This is a genomic window from Streptomyces sp. Edi2 (genome assembly GCF_040253635.1).
Lineage (GTDB): Bacteria > Actinomycetota > Actinomycetes > Streptomycetales > Streptomycetaceae > Streptomyces.
Genome location: NZ_JBEJGX010000003.1, coordinates 8,513,647 through 8,536,356, shown reverse-complemented (window position 1 = coordinate 8,536,356; position 22,710 = coordinate 8,513,647). Strand labels below are relative to the sequence as shown.

At 70.7% G+C, this 22,710-nt stretch carries 24 protein-coding genes; 18 read left to right on the top strand and 6 right to left on the bottom strand.

Annotated elements, in window-relative coordinates; genetic code table 11:
* The first annotated feature begins 190 nt into the window (after window positions 1-190).
* The 5 genes from ABR737_RS40750 to ABR737_RS40730 all read left to right on the top strand — a co-directional run bounded on the left by ABR737_RS40750 (window position 191) and on the right by ABR737_RS40730 (window position 5,555).
* Complete coding sequence (locus tag ABR737_RS40750) at window positions 191-886, top strand: maltokinase N-terminal cap-like domain-containing protein (RefSeq protein ID WP_350256187.1); 696 nt, start codon at window positions 191-193, stop codon at window positions 884-886.
* A gap of 160 nt (window positions 887-1,046) precedes the next feature.
* Complete coding sequence (locus ABR737_RS40745; protein WP_350256186.1) at window positions 1,047-1,472, top strand: GNAT family N-acetyltransferase; 426 nt, start codon at window positions 1,047-1,049, stop codon at window positions 1,470-1,472.
* Window positions 1,473-1,749: 277 nt separating this feature from the next.
* Complete coding sequence (locus tag ABR737_RS40740; protein ID WP_350256185.1) at window positions 1,750-3,093, top strand: hemolysin family protein; 1,344 nt, start codon at window positions 1,750-1,752, stop codon at window positions 3,091-3,093.
* Complete coding sequence (locus tag ABR737_RS40735; protein ID WP_350256184.1) at window positions 3,090-4,109, top strand: hemolysin family protein; 1,020 nt, start codon at window positions 3,090-3,092, stop codon at window positions 4,107-4,109. Before ABR737_RS40740 ends, ABR737_RS40735 begins: the two co-directional genes overlap by 4 nt.
* 165 nt (window positions 4,110-4,274) lie before the next feature.
* Complete coding sequence (locus ABR737_RS40730; RefSeq protein WP_350256183.1) at window positions 4,275-5,555, top strand: FAD-dependent oxidoreductase; 1,281 nt, start codon at window positions 4,275-4,277, stop codon at window positions 5,553-5,555.
* On the opposite strand, the gene ABR737_RS40725 is transcribed toward ABR737_RS40730, so the two are convergent.
* On the bottom strand, window positions 5,530-6,153 hold the full coding sequence (locus ABR737_RS40725; protein WP_350256182.1) for a TetR/AcrR family transcriptional regulator: 624 nt from the start codon (window positions 6,151-6,153) through the stop codon (window positions 5,530-5,532). The two genes, ABR737_RS40730 and ABR737_RS40725, sit on opposite strands and share 26 nt — an antisense overlap.
* 125 nt (window positions 6,154-6,278) lie before the next feature.
* Between ABR737_RS40725 and ABR737_RS40720 the strand changes: the two genes are divergently transcribed.
* Window positions 6,279-7,049 carry an SGNH/GDSL hydrolase family protein gene (locus ABR737_RS40720; RefSeq protein WP_350256181.1) on the top strand — a complete coding sequence of 257 codons (771 nt, stop codon included), beginning with the start codon at window positions 6,279-6,281 and terminating at the stop codon, window positions 7,047-7,049.
* Window positions 7,050-8,177: 1,128 nt separating this feature from the next.
* Here ABR737_RS40720 and ABR737_RS40715 read toward each other — a convergent pair.
* A complete protein-coding gene (locus tag ABR737_RS40715; protein ID WP_350256180.1) occupies window positions 8,178-8,585 on the bottom strand; it encodes a hypothetical protein in 408 nt (135 codons plus the stop codon).
* 333 nt (window positions 8,586-8,918) lie between these two features.
* On the opposite strand from ABR737_RS40715, the gene ABR737_RS40710 reads away from it, so the two are divergent.
* Genes ABR737_RS40710 through ABR737_RS40695 form a run of 4 tightly spaced genes read left to right on the top strand, consistent with a single transcriptional unit; the run spans window position 8,919 to window position 11,701 of the window.
* The gene (locus ABR737_RS40710) at window positions 8,919-9,329 is read left to right on the top strand and encodes a hypothetical protein (protein WP_350256179.1); all 411 of its coding nucleotides are present in this window, start codon (window positions 8,919-8,921) and stop codon (window positions 9,327-9,329) included.
* Window positions 9,326-9,913, top strand: coding sequence for a toxin (locus ABR737_RS40705; RefSeq protein WP_350256178.1), 588 nt, complete (start codon window positions 9,326-9,328; stop codon window positions 9,911-9,913). Before ABR737_RS40710 ends, ABR737_RS40705 begins: the two co-directional genes overlap by 4 nt.
* Window positions 9,914-9,965: 52 nt before the next feature.
* Window positions 9,966-11,132: an MAB_1171c family putative transporter gene (locus ABR737_RS40700; RefSeq protein WP_502964537.1), complete on the top strand. Its 1,167-nt coding sequence runs from the start codon at window positions 9,966-9,968 to the stop codon at window positions 11,130-11,132.
* The gene (locus tag ABR737_RS40695; protein ID WP_350256176.1) at window positions 11,129-11,701 is read left to right on the top strand and encodes a phosphatase PAP2 family protein; all 573 of its coding nucleotides are present in this window, start codon (window positions 11,129-11,131) and stop codon (window positions 11,699-11,701) included. Before ABR737_RS40700 ends, ABR737_RS40695 begins: the two co-directional genes overlap by 4 nt.
* 72 nt (window positions 11,702-11,773) lie before the next feature.
* Here ABR737_RS40695 and ABR737_RS40690 read toward each other — a convergent pair whose 3' ends face one another.
* Complete coding sequence (locus tag ABR737_RS40690; RefSeq protein WP_350257116.1) at window positions 11,774-12,487, bottom strand: esterase-like activity of phytase family protein; 714 nt, start codon at window positions 12,485-12,487, stop codon at window positions 11,774-11,776.
* A gap of 95 nt (window positions 12,488-12,582) precedes the next feature.
* Window positions 12,583-12,933, bottom strand: coding sequence for a hypothetical protein (locus tag ABR737_RS40685; RefSeq protein ID WP_350256175.1), 351 nt, complete (start codon window positions 12,931-12,933; stop codon window positions 12,583-12,585).
* Here ABR737_RS40685 and ABR737_RS40680 point away from each other — a divergent pair.
* The 7 genes from ABR737_RS40680 to ABR737_RS40650 all read left to right on the top strand — a co-directional run bounded on the left by ABR737_RS40680 (window position 12,927) and on the right by ABR737_RS40650 (window position 19,389).
* On the top strand, window positions 12,927-13,052 hold the full coding sequence (locus ABR737_RS40680) for a hypothetical protein (RefSeq protein WP_350256174.1): 126 nt from the start codon (window positions 12,927-12,929) through the stop codon (window positions 13,050-13,052). The genes ABR737_RS40685 and ABR737_RS40680 overlap by 7 nt on opposite strands.
* Window positions 13,053-13,235: 183 nt before the next feature.
* The gene (locus ABR737_RS40675) at window positions 13,236-13,739 is read left to right on the top strand and encodes a tyrosine-type recombinase/integrase (RefSeq protein WP_350256173.1); all 504 of its coding nucleotides are present in this window, start codon (window positions 13,236-13,238) and stop codon (window positions 13,737-13,739) included.
* Window positions 13,740-13,945: 206 nt separating this feature from the next.
* Window positions 13,946-15,379 (top strand): adenylosuccinate lyase, encoded by a 1,434-nt coding sequence (purB, locus tag ABR737_RS40670; protein ID WP_350257115.1) that lies wholly within the window; start codon window positions 13,946-13,948, stop codon window positions 15,377-15,379.
* 11 nt (window positions 15,380-15,390) lie between these two features.
* On the top strand, window positions 15,391-15,948 hold the full coding sequence (mug, locus tag ABR737_RS40665; protein ID WP_350256172.1) for a G/U mismatch-specific DNA glycosylase: 558 nt from the start codon (window positions 15,391-15,393) through the stop codon (window positions 15,946-15,948).
* 162 nt (window positions 15,949-16,110) lie between these two features.
* On the top strand, window positions 16,111-16,989 hold the full coding sequence (locus tag ABR737_RS40660) for an alkaline phosphatase family protein (RefSeq protein ID WP_350257114.1): 879 nt from the start codon (window positions 16,111-16,113) through the stop codon (window positions 16,987-16,989).
* A 1-nt stretch (window position 16,990) separates the two neighbouring features.
* Window positions 16,991-18,316, top strand: a complete 1,326-nt coding sequence (locus tag ABR737_RS40655) for an MFS transporter (protein ID WP_350256171.1) — start codon at window positions 16,991-16,993, stop codon at window positions 18,314-18,316.
* Between the two features lie 56 nt (window positions 18,317-18,372).
* Complete coding sequence (locus ABR737_RS40650) at window positions 18,373-19,389, top strand: TolB family protein (RefSeq protein WP_350257113.1); 1,017 nt, start codon at window positions 18,373-18,375, stop codon at window positions 19,387-19,389.
* A 37-nt stretch (window positions 19,390-19,426) separates the two neighbouring features.
* On the opposite strand, the gene ABR737_RS40645 is transcribed toward ABR737_RS40650, so the two are convergent.
* Both ABR737_RS40645 and ABR737_RS40640 read right to left on the bottom strand, forming a co-directional pair.
* Complete coding sequence (locus tag ABR737_RS40645; protein ID WP_350256170.1) at window positions 19,427-19,864, bottom strand: hypothetical protein; 438 nt, start codon at window positions 19,862-19,864, stop codon at window positions 19,427-19,429.
* Window positions 19,865-19,978: 114 nt separating this feature from the next.
* The gene (locus ABR737_RS40640; RefSeq protein ID WP_350257112.1) at window positions 19,979-20,680 is read right to left on the bottom strand and encodes a TetR/AcrR family transcriptional regulator; all 702 of its coding nucleotides are present in this window, start codon (window positions 20,678-20,680) and stop codon (window positions 19,979-19,981) included.
* Between the two features lie 136 nt (window positions 20,681-20,816).
* On the opposite strand from ABR737_RS40640, the gene ABR737_RS40635 reads away from it, so the two are divergent.
* Window positions 20,817-22,571 (top strand): CocE/NonD family hydrolase, encoded by a 1,755-nt coding sequence (locus ABR737_RS40635; RefSeq protein ID WP_350256169.1) that lies wholly within the window; start codon window positions 20,817-20,819, stop codon window positions 22,569-22,571.
* The last annotated feature ends 139 nt before the right edge of the window (window positions 22,572-22,710 follow it).

The following is a 22,710-nucleotide window of genomic DNA, read 5'->3' as shown; positions in this document are numbered from 1 at the left end:
CGAGAGTGGATCTTGGTCAAGTTCGGTCATGTCTTGCGGGCGGGGGGCGGTGATCTGACGCACTGCCAGTGGGCCCGTCTGGAGCCGTTGTCCCCTTCGCGCCGGGACGGCCGCTCCGGCGGCGCGGTGCAGGTGGAAGGAGTGGAAGGATGGGACAGGCCCGCATCCGCGTCACGGGAGAAGGTCCGGCATGGCTGTCATCCATCACACCCGCCTCGAACCGACCAAACTGGAACTCCTCGCCTCCTGGCTCCCCTCCCGTCCGTGGTACGGCAACAGCACGGGAGGGCCGGAGTTGGCCAATGCGGGTGGCTTCCGGCTGGACGACCCGCACGGTGCGGTCGGGATCGAGTTCATCGTGGTCACCGACGCCTCTGGCCCTGACGCGCTCCCGACCGCCTACCTCGTTCCGCTCACCTATCGCGGTGCCGCGCTCGACGGGGCCGAGCACGCGCTCGTCGGGACCATGGAGCACGGAGTGCTGGGGCGGCGCTGGGTCTACGACGGCTGCCACGACCCGGTATTGATCGACCAACTGCCGGCTCTGCTCGAAGGGCGGGCCCAGGCCCAGGACCAGAACACCACTGGCGTCCCGGCCCGGGACGTCATCTGCGCCTACGCCGGCGAAGGCGCCATCCCCATGGACCTCACCACGGCTGCCACCGACACCCGGGAGAGCACGGAACTTCCCACGCTGAACGGCGTGGTCCTCCGGCTGCACCGGGTACTTCGGCCCGCCCCGGACGCCTCCTCCCTCCCCCTGCGGGGAACGACCGGTCATGTCGCCGGCTCCTGGCACCTGCCGGACGGCAGCCGTGCCGTGGGACTGTTCGCCAGCTTGCACGCCGGTTCTGGGAGTCAAGGGCCGTCCCACGGGCACTCGTAAACCCGGGAAGCCGGACGCTTCGGCTCGGCCGATGGGCTCGCGGCGTACGGAAATACGGGGCCGAGCTGATACGGGACCGAGCCCTCCCCCTCCGTCTCCGTCGATTCACCGGCAGTGAAACCGATCGCCGGACAGGCCGACGCTCTGCTTGGCTCACCCCATGAATGATCTGCAGATCCGCTCCGCCACCCTCTCGGACCTCGACACCGTCTTGCAGTTCTGGCGCGAAGCCGCGGAAGGAACGAGCATCAGCGACGACCACGACGGCGTGGCCCGGCTGGTTACCCGGGACCCCGAAGCGCTGCTCCTGGCAGAGCGCGACGGCATTCTCGCGGGGACCGTGATAGCCGGTTTCGACGGATGGCGCTGCCACCTCTACCGGCTGGCCGTGCACCCCGGGCACCGCAGGCAGGGCATCGGCGGTGCGCTGCTGGCGGCCGCCGAGGAGCGGTTCCGTGCGCTGGGCGGGCGGCGCGGCGATGCGATGGTGCTGGACCGCAATGAAACGGCGCAGCATGCGTGGCGCGCGGCGGATTACGCGCCCGAGCCACAGTGGAGCCGCTGGGTCAAGCATCTCGACGGCTGACGGCAGCACCTCGACGCACCGAGACATCGACACACGAATACGTCGTCGCACGGGCGCCCGACGCCCCGACGCCCCAAGAGCCCGCCCCGGCCCCCGGCACGGGGCGGGCTCGCCCCCGACCGGCAACTTTGCTGACCCTTTACCATGGAGTCTCCCCCTCCCCCGAGTGAAAGGTGTGTGAGCGTCCAGCCATGGGCGAGCCTCCTAGTTGTCGATCATCCATTCGACAGAGCGCGAACCTCCCGATCCTGTTCGATCATGGGACGGAGGTGACTCGATGACCGACCTGCTCTTTCTGGGCGTAGCGCTCCTTCTGACCCTGGCCTGCGGGGTCTTCGTCGCCGCCGAGTTCTCCCTGACGACCGTCGAGCGCAGCGACCTCGAACGCGCCGCCGAGCGCGGCGACCGGGGCGCGGACAGCGGGCTGAAGGCGGTCCGCAGCCTCACCTTCCAGCTCTCCGGCGCCCAGCTCGGCATCACCGTCACCGGCCTGGTCATCGGCATGCTGTCCAAGCCGGCGATCGCCACCCTGCTGGCGGGGCCGCTGGACGCCATGGGCCTGCCGCATTCGGTGGCGGATTCGGCCGCCCTGGTACTCGGAACGGCGATCTCGACGGTCGTCCTGATGGTCGTCGGCGAGCTGGTGCCGAAGAACTGGGCCATCTCCGACCCGCTGGCCATCGCGAAGCGGGTGGCCACCGCCCAGCGCGGCTTCAGCGCCGCCTTCAAGCCGCTGATCCGGCATCTCAACAACGCCGCGAACCACATGGTCCGCCGGATGGGTCTGGAGCCCGCGGAGGAGCTGGCCTCGGCGCGCGGTCCGCAGGAGCTGGTGGCGCTGGCGCGGCACTCCGCCAAGGAAGGCGCGCTGGAGCCCGACACCGCCGAGCTGTTCGTCCGCACCCTCAACCTCGCCAATCTGACCGCGGAGAACGTCATGACCCCGCGGGTGCAGGTGATCGCGCTGGAGGTGCAGTCCACCGCGGAGGACGTGGCCAATGCGACCCGGGCGACCGGGCTGTCCCGCTTCCCCGTCTACCGCGGCAGCCTGGACAGCGTCGTCGGGGTGGCGCACATCAAGGACGTCCTCACCGTCCCCGCCGAACGCCGGCCCCGGCACCCGGTGTCCGAGCTGGTGCGCGAGCCGCTGCTGGTGCCCACGACGCTGACCGTGGACCGGCTGCTGGACCGGCTCTCCGGCAGGCGCACCATGGCCGTGGTCATCGACGAATACGGCGGCACGGCCGGCGTGGTCACGCTGGAGGACATCGTCGAGGAGGTGGTCGGCGAGGTCCGCGACGAGCACGATCCGATGGAGACCCCCGACCTGGCGCCGGCCGGGACCGACGCCGAGGGCCGCCGGGTCTACCAGGCCGACGGCTCCGCTCGCACCGACCACCTGCAGCGGATCGGCCTGTGGTTGCCCGAGGGCCCGTACGAGACCCTTGCCGGGCTGGTCGCCACCGAACTCGGCCGGATACCGGTCGCCGGCGACACCCTGGAGGTGGCCGGCTGGCGGATGGATGTACTGGACGCCGCCGGTCACCGTGCCGCGCGGGTGCTGCTGCACGCGCCGATCCCGGGCAGCCACGACGAGCAGGACGCGGAGGCCCGCCGATGATCGGGTTGCAGCTTTTCGTGGGCCTGCTGACGCTGGTCGTCAACGCCTTCTTCGTGGGCGCGGAATTCGCCGTGATCTCGGTGCGCCGCAGCCAGATCGAGCCGTACGCCGAGCGCGGTGACCGCCGGGCGACCAGCGTGCTGTGGGGTCTGCAGCATGTCTCGGCCCTGCTGGCGGCCGCCCAGCTGGGCATCACCCTGTGCACCCTGGTGCTGGGCGCGGTCGCCGAGCCGGCCATCGCGCATCTCCTGGAGCCGGTGTTCCACGCGGTGGGGATCTCGGACACGCTGATCCATCCGATCTCGTTCGTGATCGCGCTGTCGCTGGCCACCTATCTGCACATGCTCTTCGGCGAGATGGTGCCGAAGAACGTCGCACTGGCCGAGCCGGTCCGCAGCGCCCTGATGCTCGGGCCGCCGCTGGTCGCGCTGACCCGGGCGCTGCGTCCGGTGATCTTCGCGATCAATGCACTCGCCAATGCACTGCTCAAGCTGCTGCGGGTGGAGACCAGGGACGAGGTCGCCGCGACCTTCTCGGACGACCAGCTGGCGAAGATGGTCGAGGATTCGCGGGCGGCCGGACTGCTCGACGAACGGGCGCAGGAGCGGCTGCGGGACGCCCTGGAGCTGGGCCGCCGCCCGGTCAGGGATGTGGTGCTGCCGGCAGAGAAGGTCGTCTCCGCGCGGATGGGGGCCACGCCCGAGGAGCTGGAGCAGCTGGCCGCGGAGTCGGGCTTCTCCCGCTTCCCCGTCGTCGACGACACCAGCCGCATCCTCGGCTATCTGCACGTCAAGGACGCGCTGGACGCCACCCCGCGCGATGTGCCCTTCCCGGTCTCCGCGCTGCGCCCGATCGCCCGGGTCAAGGCCTCGACGCTGCTGGACGACGTGCTGACGGCGATGCGCGCGTCCCGTACGCATCTGGCCGCGGTGATCGGCGAGGACGGGCGGCTGGCCGGGCTGGTGACGATGGAGGACGTGCTCCGGGAGCTGGTGCTGCAGCGGCCCGCGGCCTGACGAGGGGCGGCAGTCCGAGCGCCTGACCGATCGGTTAGATTATTGACCGATCGGTCAGGCGCGTTGTCGCGCGCGGACGTGTGCGTGCTCAGACACGTGCGCGCTCGGATGCGTGCGTGCCCTCACCGGTCGCCATCGCATCCGACGCGACGAGGGGGCAGGGGCATGGAGCGCACCAGGTGCTGCATAGCGGGCGGGGGACCCGCCGGAATGATGCTCGGACTGCTGCTGGCCAGGGCCGGCATCGAGGTGACCGTCCTGGAGAAGCACGGCGACTTCCTCCGGGACTTCCGCGGGGACACCGTCCATCCGTCGACCCTGCGGCTGCTGGACGAACTGGGCCTCGGCGAGGCGTTCGCCCGGCTGCCGTTCGCCAAACTGGAGGAGATGCGGGCCCAGGTGGGCACCACCACCGTGGTACTGGGCGATATGCGGCGCATCCCCGGCCGGCACAAGTATGTCGCCATGGTTCCGCAGTGGGACTTCCTCGATCTGCTCGCGAGCGCGGCCGCCCAGGAGCCGTGCTTCACGCTGCGGATGCGCACCGAGGTGACGGGGCTGCTGACCGAGGGCGGCCGCGTCACGGGGGTGCGGTTCCTCGACGAGCACGGCAACCCCGGCGAGCTGGCCGCGGATCTGACCGTCGCGTGCGACGGCCGGGACTCGCGGGTGGGGCAGGCGGCCGGGCTCCGGCAGCGGCTGTTCGAGGTGCCGATGGACGTCTGGCAGGTGCGGGTGGAAGCTCCCCCAAGCTCTCAACTACGTTCGAGCAGGGGGGACCCCCATGCTGACGCCCGCAAGGACGGCCGGGTCTTCGCGCGCTTCGGCGGCGGCCAGGCAGCGGTCACCATGGACCGCGGCACGTACTACCAGACGTCCTATCTGATCAAGAAGGGCCGGGACGCGGAGCTGCGCGCCCACGGCATCCAGTGGCTGCGCGACCGGCTCGGGGCGCTGTTCGACTGGGACGACGAGGTGACCGGCGCCATCGGTTCATGGGACGACGTCAAGCTGCTGGAGGTGACCTTCGGGCGGCTGCGGCGCTGGTACCGGGACGGTCTGCTGTGCATCGGGGACGCGGCGCACACCATGTCGCCCGTCGGCGGCGTAGGGGTCAATCTGGCGCTGCAGGACGCGGTCGCGGCGGCCCGGATCCTGGCGGCACCGTTGCGCCGCGGCACCGTCGGCGTGGCCGATCTGGCGCGGGTCCAGAAGCGGCGGCACCTGCCGATGGCCGTGGTGCAGAAGTCCCAGCAGGCCGAGCACACGATGATCCGGTCCGCGCTGGACGGCACGCTCGACGCGGACCGGCTGCCGGTGCCGATGCGGCTGCTGCGGCGGGTGCCGCCGCTGCGGACGGTGGCCGGCTATCTGGGCGGGATCGGGGTCCGTCCCGAGCGGGCTCCCGCCTTTGCCCGGGTCAGGCCCGGGGCTCGATCGCGTTGAGGGTGAACTCCTCCAGTTCCGCGGCCGCGGCGTCCAGGTCGAGCTCCGGGTGGACCAGCCAGTGCGCGATCACCCCGTCGATCGCCCCGCCGATCGCCAGGGCGATGGTCTGGACGTCGAACTCCCGGAATACACCGGCTTCCTGACCCTCCGTCAGCAATGCGGCGAGGGCCTGCCAGCGGCCGTGGGTGTCGTGCGATCCGGGCGTCTTGAGCCGGGTGCCGCCCTCGTCGTCGAGCAGCATCTCGGTGATCACGCGCACCTGGCGGCGGTGGGCCTGTTGGTAGCCGATCATCGCCCGTACGTAGGCGATGATCGCGTCCCGCGGACTCGCCGCCCGCGCCACCCGCTCGCCGACATGCCCGCGGAACTGCTCCATCACCTGCTCCAGCGCCGCCCGGGTCAGGTTGTCCTTGGAGGAGAAGTGGTAGAGCACCGCGGCCTTGGACAGCCCGGCGCGCTCGGCGATCGCCGACAGCGAGGTGGCGGGGTAACCGCGGGTGGAGATCAGGTCGATGGTGGCCTCGATGAGCTGCCGGCGGCGGCCCCGTTCGGTGAAGGTCAGCGCGTCGGGTCCGGCCTCCCGGCGAGGAGTCATCGCGCTTCCACCTGTACCTTTCCTCGCCCTGACGACGACTTCAGACCGTACACCGCAGGTGCCGGGCGCACCGCCGTGGGCCTCGCCATACCGCGCGGTATGGCGAGCGGTAGGATCACCGCGCCATGGAGATGAATGCTCACTACACCAGTTTCGTCGCGGTCGGCGACAGCTTCACCGAGGGGATGTCGGACGGGCTGGCGGATGGCTCGTACCGCGGCTGGGCCGATCTGCTCGCCGCCCGGCTGGCGGCCGCCTCGCCCGGTTTTCGGTACGCCAATCTCGCGGTGCGCGGCAAGCTCATCGGGCAGATCGCCGACGAGCAGTGCGGGCCGGCCGCCTCGATGGGCGCCGACCTGGTCACGCTGGTCGGCGGGCTCAATGACGTCCTGCGGCCCAGGTGTGAGGTGGACCAGGTGTGCGCGCGGTTCGAGGAGTCCGCGGCGCTGCTGGCGCGGGGCGGCGGGCAGCTGGTGCTGATGCGCAGTCCGGGGCGGCAGGGGCCGGTGCTGGAGCGCTTCCGGTCGCGGATGGAGCAGCTGTTCGCACGGATCGACGAGGTGGCCGCGCGGCACGGTGCGGTGGTCGTGGACCTGTACGCGTCGCGGGCGCTGTCCGACCCGCGGATGTGGGCCGATGACCGGCTGCACCTGAACGCCGAGGGGCACCGCCGGGTGGCGGAGGCCGTCTGGCAGACGCTCGGGCTGCCCGCCGACTCCGACTGGGACGCACCGCTGCCGGCCGCCCCGCCGCCTGGCTGGGGTGCGCGGCGCGCCGGGGATCTGCGCTTCGCGCGCGAGCATCTGGTGCCGTGGATAGGACGGCGGCTCACCGGCCGCTCCTCGGGCGACGGCCGCCCCGCGAAGCGCCCCGAGCTGCTGCCGTACGAGGGCTGACCGCCCGCTCCCGGCCGGGACGCCGGGTGCCGCATCCGGCGTCCCGGCCCGGCGAAAGGCCCCGAAGAATGCTTGGAGGAACGTACAGCCGGGACCGGGCCGCCGACCTTCGCAAAGCGCCAGGTGCACCAAGGCAATGCTGTCACCTGCAGGAACACACCCAGCGGGAGGGTTTGCCCCTCCCTGAGCCCCTCCCCATGCCCAGAAGCCCCGCCGACGCCCCGACAGGGCCACCGGCGGGGCTTCACCTGCCACCCACGCCACGAATGCCGCGGCCAGCCGTAACCCATCGCCTACCGCGATCATGCCGCACGCGGGCTGGGACTGGACGCCAGATTGGCCGCCGCCCGGCCTATGACAGGCCGAGCCCCACTGACCAGCCCGGGTGCCGAGGTTTGATGCAGGGCGAAACGGGGCTCCTCGGGACGGACGAGACTATGGCGGGGAGAATCACCACACCGTCCCTGCCAGCCATAGCCCTGGCGTCCCCCCCTTGGTCGGCGGGCGCACCCTGCACGGCGACCGGGTTGCCTATTGACGACCGGTGGTGTCGTTGAGGCTGCGGCAGCGAAGATAAGGGCTTCGCCGTCCTGGGTGGCGATGAGGGCGGCGACGACGGCAGAGTCCATGATGGGTGATACTGCCGCAGGCCTATACACCTTCGTCTGTCATTTCCGGCCACCATGAGGGCCGTTGAGGCAGTACACGGGCGGCCGGCCCCTCGTCCGTTCAGAGCCGAGCGGAGTGGGGTTAGTAATGCGCCTGGTCGTCGTGGAAAGGGAGTTCCTGGAGGGGTATTTACGCATACAGACCCCAGACTGCACTGCCCACGAATTCTTCCTCGCGTGAACTGCCGCTCGATCCTGGAACACACCCGTCGAGCCCCGTCGGAATAATCCCAGCCCGGGCCCTGACGAATGCCGGCGACTCCACTCCGGAGCCCGCTCGATCGCGGGCGCTGTGCCCACACTTGACGGCGTGACCGGCTTCGGCGATTAGGGGGCACCGTTTCCCGAAACGGCAATTGGCCATATGTGCCTGGCCACATAAAGCTATTGGGCACCCGATCGGACCGACACAGCCGCCCAGGTCACGTACCCAGCCTCGTCGCCACGGCACTGGCCGATGTCATCGACCGTGCGATGCACGATGAACAGGCCGGCTCAGCCTCCGGTCCGGCAGGGGCCGATCCATCTCTCCGACGGCGACCAGGGCATGGATTCCGTCGCACGAGATCCGGCCTGCCAGGTCCGCGCTTGCGCGATGCCGCGCGGTGACGTCGACCAGCTCCGTGAGGACCCCCAGCACCCACTCGACGACAGCTCCCGCGTCCAGCACCGGGCCGAGCAGCGCCGGCAGTGCCATTGCGGCGAACCGGCGTGAGCGGCGCAGGGCTTCGGCGGGCGCATCTTCGGGGCCGAGTCGAAACTCAAGGGAGTTCGGCAGGAGAACCTGTGGCACGTCGGCGTTCCGCCTGGTCGCGGAGTTCCGCAGGCTGGAGGCCCAGAGCAGAGGCTCTGCGTCGGAGATGGTCACTCCTCCATCACTCCACCGCATCGAAATGGACGCACGAGGCTGCCCGCTCCCCCGAGCCGGGCAGACCCGTGCGCGACTTCAGGGCGCGGCGAAATCCGGCGCACTGCCTCTCCAGGCGGCCCTGTGTGTCATTGAGTTAACAGTGACGTACAGTGTTTACGCAGGCTGGATGAGTGTCGTGCGGATCACGAGGGCGGAGCATAGACAGGGGGCGAACTCCTGCACGGAGGCGTGGTCTAGAGTGACGAAGCTATTGAAGCAAACAACGCAAAAGTGGACATGAGTAGCCTGGGGGCGGAGATGAGTGCTGGCGAGAGAGACGAGCCACGCACCTTGCAGGAGAAGATCGCCTACCTGCTGAAGGAGTCGTTCCCCGACGGCGGAGCCCCGAGCGATCGGGAGTTCTGCCGAACCGTGGCGCGCCGCGGGGGCGCCCTGTCGCACAGCTACTTCGGCAAGCTCCGCAAGGGAGAACTCACCGAGGTTCGGGACGAGACGCTGCAAGCCCTGGGTTTGGGCTTCGACTGCGACTGGCGCTTCTTCAAGCCGGAATCGGAGCTTGAGGCAGAAGTGTTCGCCGGGCTCCGTTTCCTGGTCGACAAGCGCTCGGGCGGCATCAGCGGGATCGCCGGGCGAGGGATCGCCGAGGGGGGGCTCTCACCCGACTTGCTCAACTTCGCGCTGGACCTGGTGGAAAAGGCGCGCCAGGAGGCGCAGGAGCATCCGACGGAACCGCAGGCATGACGGACATACCCTCATCCGAGCCGTCTTTGAGCGAGGTACGGGAGCTGTGTGAGGTCGGGTTGGCGGACCTTCCGATCCCCAGCCCCTTCTCGGTGGAGCAACTGCGGATCAACATGGAGCGGGCCCGCGGCCGTCGGATCATCATGCAGCCCATCCCTGACTCGTTGATCACCGCGAGCACGGCGTGCGGGCTGAGGATCAAAGACACGGGCTTCAGCGTGATTCTCCACCGCCAGCGACCGTCGGCCTACTTGACCGAGCACGTGAAGCTGCATGAGCTGGTCCACGAGTGGCTCGACCACGGCACGCAGCTCAGCCCCGACGAACTCAGGGCGCTGCTGCCTGTCTTCGGTCCGGACCTGGTCAAGCGCGTCATGGCGGGCAAGGTCACCGTGCAGGCACGCTCCAACTACCGCACCTTGGAGGAGCGGATCGCCGAAGTGGGCGCTTCCCTCATTCCCCGCATGGCCCGCGAACTTCCGAGCGACGACGTGCTTGGCCGCCTGGGCGACACCCTGTCCCGGCCCGCCGGCGGCGGATACCGCACAGGGCGCCGTCTTCGCAGCCTCTTCCGCCGCTCGTAACTGAAGGACCACCCTCGTGCTCGACATTGCCGGCTACCTCGTAGCCGCTCTGATGACCGCCGTCGCCGTCTGGCGTGCGCTTGGCGGTTCCGACGCCCGCCGAAGAAGCCTCTGGGGCTGCTTCGTGGGCTTTTCCATCGCCCTGTGGGCCAAGACGGAGATCGTCCGCATCGGGCTCAACAACAGCTCGATCACGGACGCCTCGACTCTGCTCAAGCACTACTCGGCCGGCGCGGCGATCTTGGCGATCATGTACTACATCGTCGCGGTCTACGGGAAGTACCCCGCCGACGGCGAGATGGCCCGTGCCGTGCGCGTGGCCCGCGTCATGCAGCGCGTGGCGACCAAGACGGCTCTCGCCTCCTTCGCCCTGATGACCGTCATGTTCTTCACGGTCGTCGACCGGTCGGTACCGAGCGACCACTTCGTCAGCGATCACGCCGGGCAGTGGGGCGCCACCGCCTATATGAGCGTCTTCTACATTTACCTGGGCTCTGCGTCCGCCCTCTGCCTTTACCAGTGGGCCGGGGCGTTCCGCCGCGAGAGGCGCGGGCTGCTGCGCGTCGGCCTGGGCATGATGGCCCTCGCCATGGTGCTCGGCGTCCTGTACGCCTTCGGCCGCATGCTGGCCATGTGGGTCTGGCTCGCCAACCAGCCCAGCTACGCCGTCGCCCACCAAATCGAGTCCTCCACCGAGGCGATGCAGCTCCTCCTCTTTGTGCTGTTCGCGCTCGGCGTGTCGATCCCCGCCTCGGAGGCGGGCCTCCGCCGTGCCCGCGCCTGGTGGGCCCTCGCGCGCCTGTACCCGATGTGGCGGGAGCTGATGGCAGCCTTCCCCAGCATCCCGATGGAGCCGCCGCGCTCCCGGTACCGGGAGCTGACACGCCGCGACATGGACGCCGTGCTCCAGCTCGACCGGGGGGTCCATGATGTCGCCGACGCGATCGAGAAACTGCGCCATCACGTCCCCGACGACCTGATGGCTGCCGCCAAGGAGAGGGCCGCCCACGGTGCTGCCGCCCAGGCGTACTGGATCAAGGCCGCGCTCGCGGCCAAGGCGGGAGGAGCGCCCCCGGGCCCGGTCGCGGCGTTCGAACAGCCCGCGGCCGTCGACCAGGACGGAGAGGTCGCCTGGCTGCGCCAAGTGGCCAAGGCATACGGGAAGAGCAGCACGGCCCAGGTGCAGACCCTACTCACGACCACGGAGGCAGCCGCATGAGCGAAACCACAACGGCCCGGACCGTCACCGACATTCTCCAGCCCCGCAACGTCCTCGTGGCCGGCATGGTCGGCATCGGCCTGGCCGCTGCAGGCGACTGGACCGGCATCCCCTGGGGTCTGCTCGGCGCGCTCTGCGCCGGGCTCATCCCCGCGGGGTACATCGAGTGGGAACGGACGCGCGGCACTTGGGGCGACCGGCACGTGGTGGACCGCGCGAAGCGGGCTCCGATCTTCTTCGTCATCCTGGCGTCGATCGGCTGCGGCTCCCTCGTCATGGTCCTCGGCCGCGCACCGGCCGGCATCCTCGTCGCCATGCTCGCCCTGTGGGCGATGACTGTCGTCCTCCTCACGGTGAACACGGTCTGGAAGATAAGCGTCGACTCGGCGGTGGCGTCCGCGGTACCCGCGCTGCTCGCCGTCGTCCACTCCCCGTGGTGGCTGCTCGCCTATCTGCTGACGGCGGCCGTGTGCTGGTCCCGGGTGGCGCTGACGTACCACACCGTCGCTCAGACCGTGGCAGGCGCCTCGCTGGGCGCGACGACCGCGGCGGCCTTCCTGGTGACATGAACCGGCCTCCCCCGACATGGAGGTGGGCCCGGACCGACGAACGGTCCGGGCCCACCTCCATGTTCACGGGCGTCAGCGGCGCGGCAACCGGACGTCCAACCTGTACAGGCGCGTGATCGCGGCCGGGCTCTGGTCGTCGTCAGCAACAAGCGTCAGACGCAGAACTCCATGGCGCCGGCCAGTGATCGCCATCCCCTCGACGTTGCCGACGAGCGGGGCGGCCTGGACAGGGAACCTCGTTGGCGCGTCGAGAGAGGGGCACTCCTCCAGCTTGGCGACCAGCGTCTTCGACGCGATGCGCACCCGCGGGTCCCGGTCAGCTAGGTCCGTCACCTTGCTGACGTCTGTGGCCCGCCGCGGGTCGGCGACGTAGAGGTGCGCAGTCCAGCCGACGGTGTCGTTGAATGACCGTTCCAGGACCAGAAGGCGACCGTCGCCGATTGCCGCGATCTCCGAGATGCCATAACCGATGTCGCCCATGTACGCAAACTGGCGGTCGACGCGGAATTCTCCCTGGTGCCCGCGCCGCCAAGTCTGGAAGCGTCGGGTGTCGGTGCCGTCCGTCGTCAACCACCCTTCCATGCTCGCGGTGAGGGTTCGGCCGGCCAACGTCAGGCCCTCGAAGGTCCGGTTGGTGATCCGGTGCGTGGTCAGGTTCTCGGGCACGGGGAGTTGGCCCAGGAGCTTGCCGCGGCGGTCGTATCGCCGGACGGACGGCTCGAATTCGGACGTCACCAAGCGGGTGCCGTCGTGCTGGATGGCCAGCCCCTCGGAGTCGAGTCCGATGCATCACGCAGTCGTACCGTGCATCCTCCAGCGCATGGTGCACGCCTCTCTCCGGCGGGGGCATCACCGGGTATCGGGGCAGGCCAGGCGTACGGTCACCACAGACCGGCTTGGCCCGCGTCCTCCAGGGTCTGCCGCTCCGCTGCTGCTTTGGCAGCGGCATCCTGCTTGCGCAGCAGGGCAACGAGCGGGACCTGCCGCTGGGCCTGAGCACGCTTACGAGCCTGCGCTTCCTCCGGCGTCGCCCACCGGACCAGAACCTCATGGTCTCCGAGGCCCGAAGCATCGCCGTCGACGGTGCACTTCACGTACGGCTGCTCCAGCCGGTGACGGACCTCGCGCATGGTGGTGCACCAGTCCGGGCCGTAGGCGCCGACGACGGCTACCGGCTCACCGAGGCGGAGGCAGGGCTGCTCGTCGGCTTCCGCCTGTCCTACCCGTGGCAAGGAAGCCGCTCCAGGCCTTCCAGCAGGCCGCCGACGTCGTCTCCCCGGTCATGGCCGCGATCGTCCTCAGCGGTGTCATGGGCGGCCTCGGCGAGGCCCTGGTGCGCGACTACCGATGACGAGGCGTGGGCCCTCTGTGACGCCTTTCCTGAAAGGTACGTGGTCATACCGCTTCTCGGCTTCGGGTGCGGCGTCAGGCAAGGTGAGGCGTTCGGCACGTGTACGGACGCCATCGGCCGGAAGAAGGGGGTACTGACGGTGCACCGTCAGGCCCTTCGCACCAAGGAGACGAGTACAAGCCGATGCTTGTCAACCGGCTGAAGACAAACCGCCGCAAGAGCGGCATCCACACGAAAACCGTACCCATGCCCGATCACCCGCTGGAAGCCATCAACCATCACGAGGCCAGGTACCGGCCGCTTCCTGCTGAGACCGCCCTATGGACCCATGGGCGGACGATCGAGACCTGCCGGCGAGGCCCTGCGAAGGCGCTCTTCTGGAACCCTCAAGGCAACCTCCTGAGCAACGACACGTTCAACGAGAGGGCACGGAAACCGACGCTGCGAAAGTTCGGGATCAAGCACAATGGCGGAACCCTGCCGACCTTCCACGACACGAGGCACACGTACATCTCGAAGATGCTCCAGAACGGCCTGCCACCCGAGACTGTGGCCCTGTGGGGCCGCGACAGCGTCAAGGAGATCCGACGCACGTACAACCACCTTCTCGACGAGCAGGTGGCGGACCACAGGGGTCAGGTCAACCGTCTGACTGCCCGGCCCCTTCGGGTCCAAGCGGCTGCTTAGCTCAAGCTCCCCTGCTCTGCTTCAGCACCATCCCTACCCCCTCCCTACGGTCCGGCAAGATCCGGTTTCAACCCGGGCGGAACGGGGGCTGGCGAAGGGTCCTCCGATACCCGGAATCGGCTCTGACCAGTAGCTTCGCTCGCCGGGGGCACTCCCAATGTCCGGTGCATGCTCCAGCGCCAGTAGACTCTCACCACGTGACTGCTGTGTCTGCGAAGCCTCGCATCCCCAATGTCCTGGCCGGCCGCTACGCCTCCGCGGAGCTGGCCGTGCTGTGGTCCCCCGAGTACAAGGTCAAGCTGGAGCGGAAGCTGTGGCTCGCCGTGCTGCGCGCGCAGAAGGACCTGGGGGTGGAGGTCCCCGAGCAGGCGCTCGCCGACTACGAGCGCGTCCTGGAGACCGTCGACCTGGCCTCCATCGCCGAGCGTGAGAAGGTCACCCGGCACGACGTCAAGGCCCGCATCGAGGAGTTCAACGCCCTCGCCGGCCATGAGCAGGTCCACAAGGGCATGACCTCCCGCGACCTGACGGAGAACGTCGAGCAGCTGCAGGTGCGGCTGTCCCTGGAACTGATGCGCGACCGTACGGTCGCCGTGCTCGCGCGCCTGGGCTCGCTGGCCGGCCAGCACGCCGAGCTGGTGATGGCGGGCCGCTCGCACAACGTCGCAGCGCAGGCCACCACGCTCGGCAAGCGCTTCGCGACCGCCGCGGACGAGCTGCTGGTGGCGTACGCGCGGCTGGAAGACCTGCTCTCCCGCTACCCGCTGCGCGGCATCAAGGGCCCGGTCGGCACCGCCCAGGACATGCTCGACCTGCTCGGCGGTGACACCGCCAAGCTCGCCGACCTGGAGCAGCGGATCGCCGGGCACCTCGGCTTCGGCCAGGCCTTCACCTCCGTCGGCCAGGTCTACCCGCGCTCGCTCGACTACGACGTGGTGACCTCGCTGGTGCAGCTGGCCGCCGCCCCGTCCTCGCTGGCCAAGACCATCCGGCTGATGGCCGGGCACGAGCTGGTCACCGAGGGCTTCAAGCCCGGCCAGGTCGGCTCCTCGGCGATGCCGCACAAGATGAACACCCGCTCCTGCGAGCGCGTCAACGGCCTGATGGTGATCCTGCGCGGCTACGCCTCGATGGCCGGTGAGCTCTCCGGTGACCAGTGGAACGAGGGCGATGTGTCCTGCTCGGTGGTGCGCCGGGTCGCGCTGCCGGACTCGTTCTTCGCGCTGGACGGCCTGCTGGAGACGTTCCTGACCGTGCTCGACGAGTTCGGCGCCTTCCCCGCCGTCATCGCCCGCGAGCTGGACCGCTACCTGCCCTTCCTCGCCACCACGAAGGTGCTGATGGGCGCCGTACGCGCCGGTGTGGGCCGTGAGGAGGCGCACGAGGCGATCAAGGAGAACGCGGTCGCGTCGGCGCTGGCCATGCGTGAGCAGGGCGCGGAGCGCAACGAGCTGCTGGACAAGCTGGCCGCGGATGCGCGGATCCCGCTGGACAAGGCACAGTTGGACGCCCTGATGGCGGACAAGCTCTCCTTCACCGGCGCGGCGGCAGACCAGGTGGCGTCCGTCGTCGCCCGGATCGAGGAGATCGCCAAGCAGCACCCGGAGGCCGCGGCGTACACCCCCGGCTCGATCCTCTGACCCGAGGCACCGTGCGTTTCACCCCCGAAGAGCTGGAAGCCGCTCGCGACCGCCTCGTCCCCGACGTGGCCGCGAGCGGCCTTCGCGTGCTCTTCTGCGGTATCAACCCCGGGCTGATGACGGCGGCCACCGGCCACCACTTCGCCCGCCCCGGCAACCGCTTCTGGCCGGCCCTGCACGCCGCCGGGTTCACCCCGCGCCAGTTCCGGCCCGCCGAGCAGGAAGAACTCCTCACCCACGGCCTCGGCATCACCAACGTCGTGGCCCGGGCGACCGCCAGGGCCGACGAGCTGACCGCGGACGAGTACCGCGAGGGCGGCCGGCTGCTGGCCGAGAAGGTGGCCCGGCTACGCCCGCGCTGGCTCGCCGTCGCGGGCGTCACGGCCTATCGCGTCGCCTTCGACGACAAACACGCCAAGATCGGCCCCCAGGAACGCACCCTGGGCGCCACCCGCATCTGGGCACTGCCCAACCCGAGCGGGCTCAACGCCCACTGGACGCCGGCGACCCTGGCGGAGGAGTACGGGCGGCTGCGCGCGGCGGCGTTCGCGGAGGGCGAGGGCGCATAAGGTCGTCCGCCGTTCGGCCGGCCGTCACCTTGAAGGCATGTACATGCCTATCTGACGGCTCTACTCTGACGCCGCCCGCGCAGCCCCCACTCCCCTACGGAGACTCCTGTGCCTGCCCCCTCCGCGTCCCCCTCCGCCGCAGCGTCCCCCTCCTCCCACCGCATCCGACGCTCCCGCCGTCGCAAAGTCACCGCGCTCGCCGGGGCGTTCGCCCTCGCCACCACCGGACTCGGCGTCTGGGCGGGCAACGGCTTCGGCGCCGAGCCGGCCGCGGCCGCCGTGCCCACCCCCGACCATGTGGTCGTGGTGGTCTTCGAGAACCACGCCTACGGCCAGGTGATCGGCAGCTCCGGCGCCCCGTACATCAACTCCCTGGCCTCCGGGGGTGCCAGTCTCACTGCGTCCTACGCCGAGACCCACCCCAGCCAGCCCAACTACTACGCCCTCTTCTCCGGTGACACCCAGGGCGTCACCGACGACAGCTGCGTCGACCCGGGGTTCAGCGACGCCCCGAACCTCGCCTCGGAGCTGACGGCGGCCGGCAAGTCCTGGGCGAGCTACAACGAGTCGCTGCCGTCCGAGGGGTCCACCACCTGCAAGAGCGGCAAGTACGCGCAGAAGCACAACCCGTGGTTCGGCTTCGGCAATGTCTCCACCGGCTCGGCGCACACCTTCGACGCGTTTCCCTCCGACTTCTCGACGCTGCCGACCGTCTCCTTCGTCGTGCCGAATCTGTGCAGCGATATGCACGACTGCTCGGTCGCCAGCGGTGACACCTGGCTGAAGGACCACCTCAAGAGCTATGCGGACTGGGCCAAGACCCACAACAGCCTGCTGCTGCTCACCTTCGACGAGGACAACCGGCTCAGCGGAAACCGCATCCCGACCGCGCTCTACGGCCAGCCGGTGAAGGCAGGCGCCACCTCCGCCACCGCCTACAACCACTACGACGTCCTGCGCACCCTCGAGGACATGTACGGCACCTCACACGCGGGCAACGCCGCCGACGCCAAGGACATCAGCGGCATCTGGGCCGGCTGACGTGTATCTCGCGGACCGCCGCTCCACCTCCTCGGCCTCCGCTCCGCCGGGTGACCGGCGCGCCACGACGGACCACCGTCCGCGTCGGCGCGCCGGGGCCGCGCTCCCCTCGACGGTGCTCGTGCTGGGCACCGTCAGCCTCATCACGGACATCTCCTCGGAGATGGTCACCGCCGTGTTACCGCTCTACCTCGTCGCCGAACTCGGCCTGTCGCCTTGGGGGTTCGGGGTGCTGGACGGGGTCTACAACGGGGTGAGCGCGCTGGTCCGGCTGGTGGGGGGCCGGCTGTCGGACCGGGGCGGGGGTGGCGGCCACAAGACGGTGGCCGCGGTGGGGTACGGGCTCTCCGCGCTGTGCAAACCGCTGTTGCTGATGGTGCACTCGCTGCCGTTGATCGGAGCGGTGCTGGCGGTGGACCGTACCGGCAAGGGGCTGCGGACCGCGCCGCGGGACGCGCTGATCTCCCTGGCCGCCGAACCGGCCGTCCGGGGGCGGGCGTTCGGGGTGCACCGGGCCATGGACACGGCGGGGGCGCTGTGCGGGCCGCTGGTGGCGTTCGTGCTGCTGCGGGTGGCGGCGGAAGGCTATGACGCGGTCTTCACGGTCAGCTTCTGTGTGGCCGTACTGGGTGTGGTCGTCCTGCTGCTGTTCGTCCCACGCCGCCTCCCGGATGCCGCAGGAGCCGCTGACGACCGTGCCCCGGCCGGGCCCCGGACGCCGGTGCGCGCTCTGCTGCGGCGGCCGGAGGTGCGCCGGCTGACCGGGTGTGCGGTGCTGCTGGGGCTGACCACCGTCAGCGACTCCTTCCTGTATCTGACCCTGCAGCGGCGGCTGGAGCTGCCGACGGGCTGGTTCCCGCTGCTGCCGCTGGGCACGGCCGCGGCGTTCTTGCTGCTGGCGGTGCCGTTGGGGGCCGTCGCCGACCGGATCGGCCGGCGGCGGCTGTTCCTTGCCGGACATCTGGCGCTGCTGGGTGCCTACGGGCTGCTGGTGCCGTCGGCCGGCGGGGCGGCCCTGGTCTGTGCCGTGCTGGTGCTGCACGGCTCGTTCTATGCGGCGACCGACGGAGTGCTGGCGGCGGCGACCGCCGATGCGGTGCCCGAGGACGCCCGCGGCAGCGGTCTGGCCGTGGTGCAGACCGGCCAGACCGCCGCCCGCTTCGTGTGCTCCCTCGCCTTCGGCGCCGCCTGGACCGCCTGGGGTGACCGCACCGCCCTCCTGACCGCTGCCATCGGCCTGGCGCTCGCCGCGGCCGTCAGCGCCGGCCTCCTGCGCCGTGCCGTCCCGGCACGGGCCTCGAACTCCCCCTCGGAGGACGCACGGTGAGCCGCACCCCCTCAAGCCACATCCCCTCGAGCGACGCTCCCTTGAGCCGCACTCCCTTGAGCCGCGGCGCACGCCTGTTCCTCCTGCTCGTCACCGTGCTCGTGCTCGGCGGGGTCGCCGTCGGCGCGACACTGCACGCCGCTGGGCGCGCAGCCCGCAAGGAGCGCCCCCAGGCGGGCGGCCCCCCGGTCGCCTCCGGAGCCGTACGCCTGGACGACCCGCGCCGCAGCCTCTTCCGCACCATGGCCTGGGGCCCGCACCGGGACGAGATCACCGCCGTCCCGGCAGACCGGCTCACCGGCCCGCGCACCGCATCCGGCGTCCGCTGCCTGCGCTTTCACGCGGCCGCCGGCACCGGCGTCTGTCTCCAGGCGGTCCACGGCACACTCCGCGACACCTACCGGGCCGTGGTCCTCGACAAGCGCCTGCGTCCGCTGCGCCACTACGACCTGGCCGGCACCCCCACGCGCGCCCGGGTCTCCCCCAGCGGCCGTACCGTCGCCTGGACGGTCTTCGTCAGCGGGGACTCCTACGCGGGCACCGCCTTCTCCACCCGCACCTCCGTCGTCGACACCCGCGGCCGGCACCTGGACGCCAACCTGGAGACCTATGCCCTGACCATCGACGGGCGCCGGGTGCACGCGGCCGATGTGAATGTCTGGGGCGTGACCTTCGCCGACGACACCCACTTCTACGCCACCGCCGCCACGGCCGGAAAGACCTACCTCGTCCGCGGCGACCGCACCACCCGCACCCTCCGGGCGCTGCACCCCAACGTCGAATGCCCCTCACTCTCCCCCGACGGCACCCGGCTCGCGTACAAGAAGCGCGTCAAGGGCGCCGACCCCAACGCTCCCTGGCGGTTGTACGTCCTCGATCTGCGCACCTTGCGCGAGAGGCCGACCGGCGAACACCGCAACGTCGACGACCAGGCCGTCTGGCGCGACGACCACACTCTGGTCTACTCCCTGCCGGGCGACTTCGGCTCGGACCTGTGGACCGTCCCCGCCGACGGCACCGGCGCCCCGCACCGGCTCGTCACCGCGGCGCTCGCCCCCGTCTTCCCCCGCTGACACCGCGGTACGGCGCCCCCGCGACACCGCCTCTACGTCACCTCGGCTCCCCCTCCCCCACCGCCACCAGTAGTTGGAAGGGCAGCTCACGGTCGCCCTGCCCCACGCCCACCCCGATCCACCGGCCCTGGACCCGCCAGCCGTGCATCCGCGGGACATATCCGCACAGCGTGTCCAGCGGTGGCGGGACGGGCAGGCCCCTCGCCGACCGTTCCAGGTGGTCGGCGAGATCGAACGATTCGGGCTCGCCCCACCGTAACGACAGAGCCTGCACCAGCGCCGTCAGCTCGGCCTCGAACTCCTCCGCGGCCTCGGCCACCTCGGCGAGGTCCGCGTCCCAGAACTCCTGACTGACCCGCAGACCGGCTATGTGGAACCCCGGCCCGCTCTCGACCATGGCGGACCGGGCCGGGCCGGCGGGGAAATCCCGGAGCCGCAACCGGTCGATGGCGGCCAGATACGCGTCAGTGGTCATGCCGTCAGTAAACCGCCCGGGTCTGACAATTGGCTCTCCCGGACCGTGCAGCCGCAGCCGGGCGCCCCGGCGGGAATTCCGGCGGGCACCCCGGCGGGAGCTCCGGTACCGGGGTCACGTCGCCGCCGTAAGGCCGTTGATCATGCGGTCGAGGAGGCGGTCGAAAACGGCTTGCGGGGTGGGGTCGTCGCCCGTCGCCTCCAGCGCCGCGGCAAGGTGGGGAAAGCTGCCCGCGGCGGCAGCGGACTTGAGGTAGCGCGCCTGCGCGTCGAGGAGTTCGCCGGAGGTGCGGCCGGCCGCCTCGACCGCCCTCTCCTGGGCGAGTTCGTACAGCACGTGGCTGGCCACGAAGCCGGTGAGCAGGCTGAAGGTCTCCAGCCTCGCCCGGGCATCGAGGCCGGCGGGGGCGAGGACGGCCAGAGTGTGCTCCCAGACGGCGAGGGTGTTCGGGCCGAGCGTCTGCTGCGCGGGCAGAGCGCCGGGCAGCCACGGGTGGCGGTGCATGATCGCGCGCTGCTCGTGGGCGATCCGCCGGAGGTCGGCGCGCCAGCCGCCGGAGGGCCCGGGCGGCAGCCGGTGGTCGCCGCTCACCTGGTCGATCATGAGCTCCAGCAGCGTCTCCTTGTTGGGGACATAGCTGTAGAGGGACATCGTTCCCGCGCCGATCCGGCCCGCGACCGCGCGCATCGTGACCGCGGCGAGCCCTTCGGCGTCGGCGAGGGCAACGGCCTCGGCGGTGATCGCGCCGCGGTCATGCGCCGGCGGCCTGCCCCGGCGCGGGCGTTCGGCCCGCGACCAGAGCAGTTCGGGATCCACCCCGGCATGACGGCCTGATGAGCCTCCTGTACGGGCCACGGCAACCTCTCCTCAGTCCTGGAGCCATCCCACCACACGCTATTATCGTACAACGTACTGGAAATATGGCGGAGACCGCTCCAGGAATCGAGGCACCATGACGACGGCCACGCATCACGCGTCCGCGAAGCAGCCACCCCTGCGCATCCGCGCCCTGCGGCACACCTTCCGGGGCCTGCCGCCCAAACTCCACGACATCGCCTACGAGCCCGGCCTCGTGGTGCCCGCCGCCGACGGCAGTGCGCTGCTGACCGACCACTACTTCCCGCTGGCCGAGGGCGACTTCCCCACGCTCCTGGTCCGCTCGCCGTACGGCCGGGGCTTCCCGTGGGCGCCGATGTACGGCGTGCTCTTCGCCGAACAGGGCTTCCACGTCGTCCTGCAGAGCTGCCGCGGCACCGGAGGGTCCGGCGGCACCTTCGACCTGTGGCACCACGAGGCCGCCGACGGCCGGGCCACCGTCGCCTGGCTGCGCCGGCAGTCCTGGTTCACGGGCGTACTCGGCACGATCGGCGCCAGCTACCTGGGCTACGTCCAGTGGGCGCTTGCCGCCGACCCGCCGCCGGAACTGCGCGCGATGGTGATCCAGGTCGGCCTGCACGACCTGCACGGCTACTTCCACCCCGGCGGCGCCTTCGCGCTGGAGCGCGCCCTTGCCACCTCCATGGGCATGGTCCATCAGCACCGGGGCGTACCGAGGTTTCTGCGGGCCGCACTGCGGCTGCAGCGCCACTTCCGCACGATCACGCGCACCCTTCCGCTCGGCACGGCCTATGTGCCCGGCCTGGGCGGAAGGGTGCCGTTCCTGGAGGAGGCGATGGCCCGCCCCGAACCGGAGGACGCGCACTGGCACGGGGTGGACCTGGGGTCCGTGGCCGAGGACCTGAGGGTGCCGACCAGCCTGATCACCGGCTGGCATGACGTGGCCCTCGACCAGACCCTGCAGCAGTACGGCAGACTGCGGCGGGCCGGCTGCGAGAGCAGCCTGCTCGTCGGTCCCTGGACGCACAACTCCGCCCTGCAGCAGGGCTGGCCCGAGGTCTTCGCCGAAAGCCTCGGCTGGCTGCGGGCCCATCTGTGCGACGACCCGTCCCGCCTGCGGACGACGAAGGCGCGGGTGCACACGGGCGGCCGGCAGGCATGGCAGGACCTTCCCGACTGGCCCCCGGCGACGACGGCCCACCACTGGTACCTCGACGGCGACGGCACTCTGCGCACCCGGATGCCCGAGAATGCCCCGGCGCCGGTGTCCTTCCGCTACGACCCGGCCGATCCGACGCCCTCGGTCGGCGGCCCCCTGCTGTCCGGCAAGGCCGGGTACCAGGACAACACCGCGCTGGAAGCCAGGGACGACGTCCTGACCTTCACCACCGCGCCGCTCACCGAGCCGGTCCACCTCCTCGGACCGGTCGGCGTGGAGCTACGGGTCACCACGGACACCGGTCACGCCGATGTCTTCGCTCGCCTCTGCGACGTCGACGACCGGGGCCGCTCGACCAACATCTGCGACGGCCTGCAACGACTGCGGCCCGGCCCCACCACGGACACCACCGGAGCCACCCCGGCTGCCGTCACGGTGGCGATGAGCTCCACGGCCTACCGTTTCCCCGCCGGACACCGGATCCGCCTGCAGGTCAGCGGCGGCGCCCACCCACGCTTCGCCCGCAACACCGGCACCGGCGAGCCTCCGGCGACGGCCACCCGGCTCATACCGGCCGAGGTCTCGCTCCACCACCCGTCCCGGCTCGTCCTTCCTGTCGCAGGCGAGGAGATCGCGGACGCCAACGATGCCCACGGCGTCAACGACATCAACGGGAACAGCGGCACCAACGCCACCAACCCTCAACGCTGACCGGAGCCGACCACCGGTGCCTTCGCCCCCGCCCCCACCCCTGCCGGCGAAGGCGCCGCCCCTACGCCGCTCTCTCTCGCGGGCGCGCGCCGGGCCGGGCTCCCGCGCCCGCCCGGCCGACCCGCGGGACTCGCCGCCC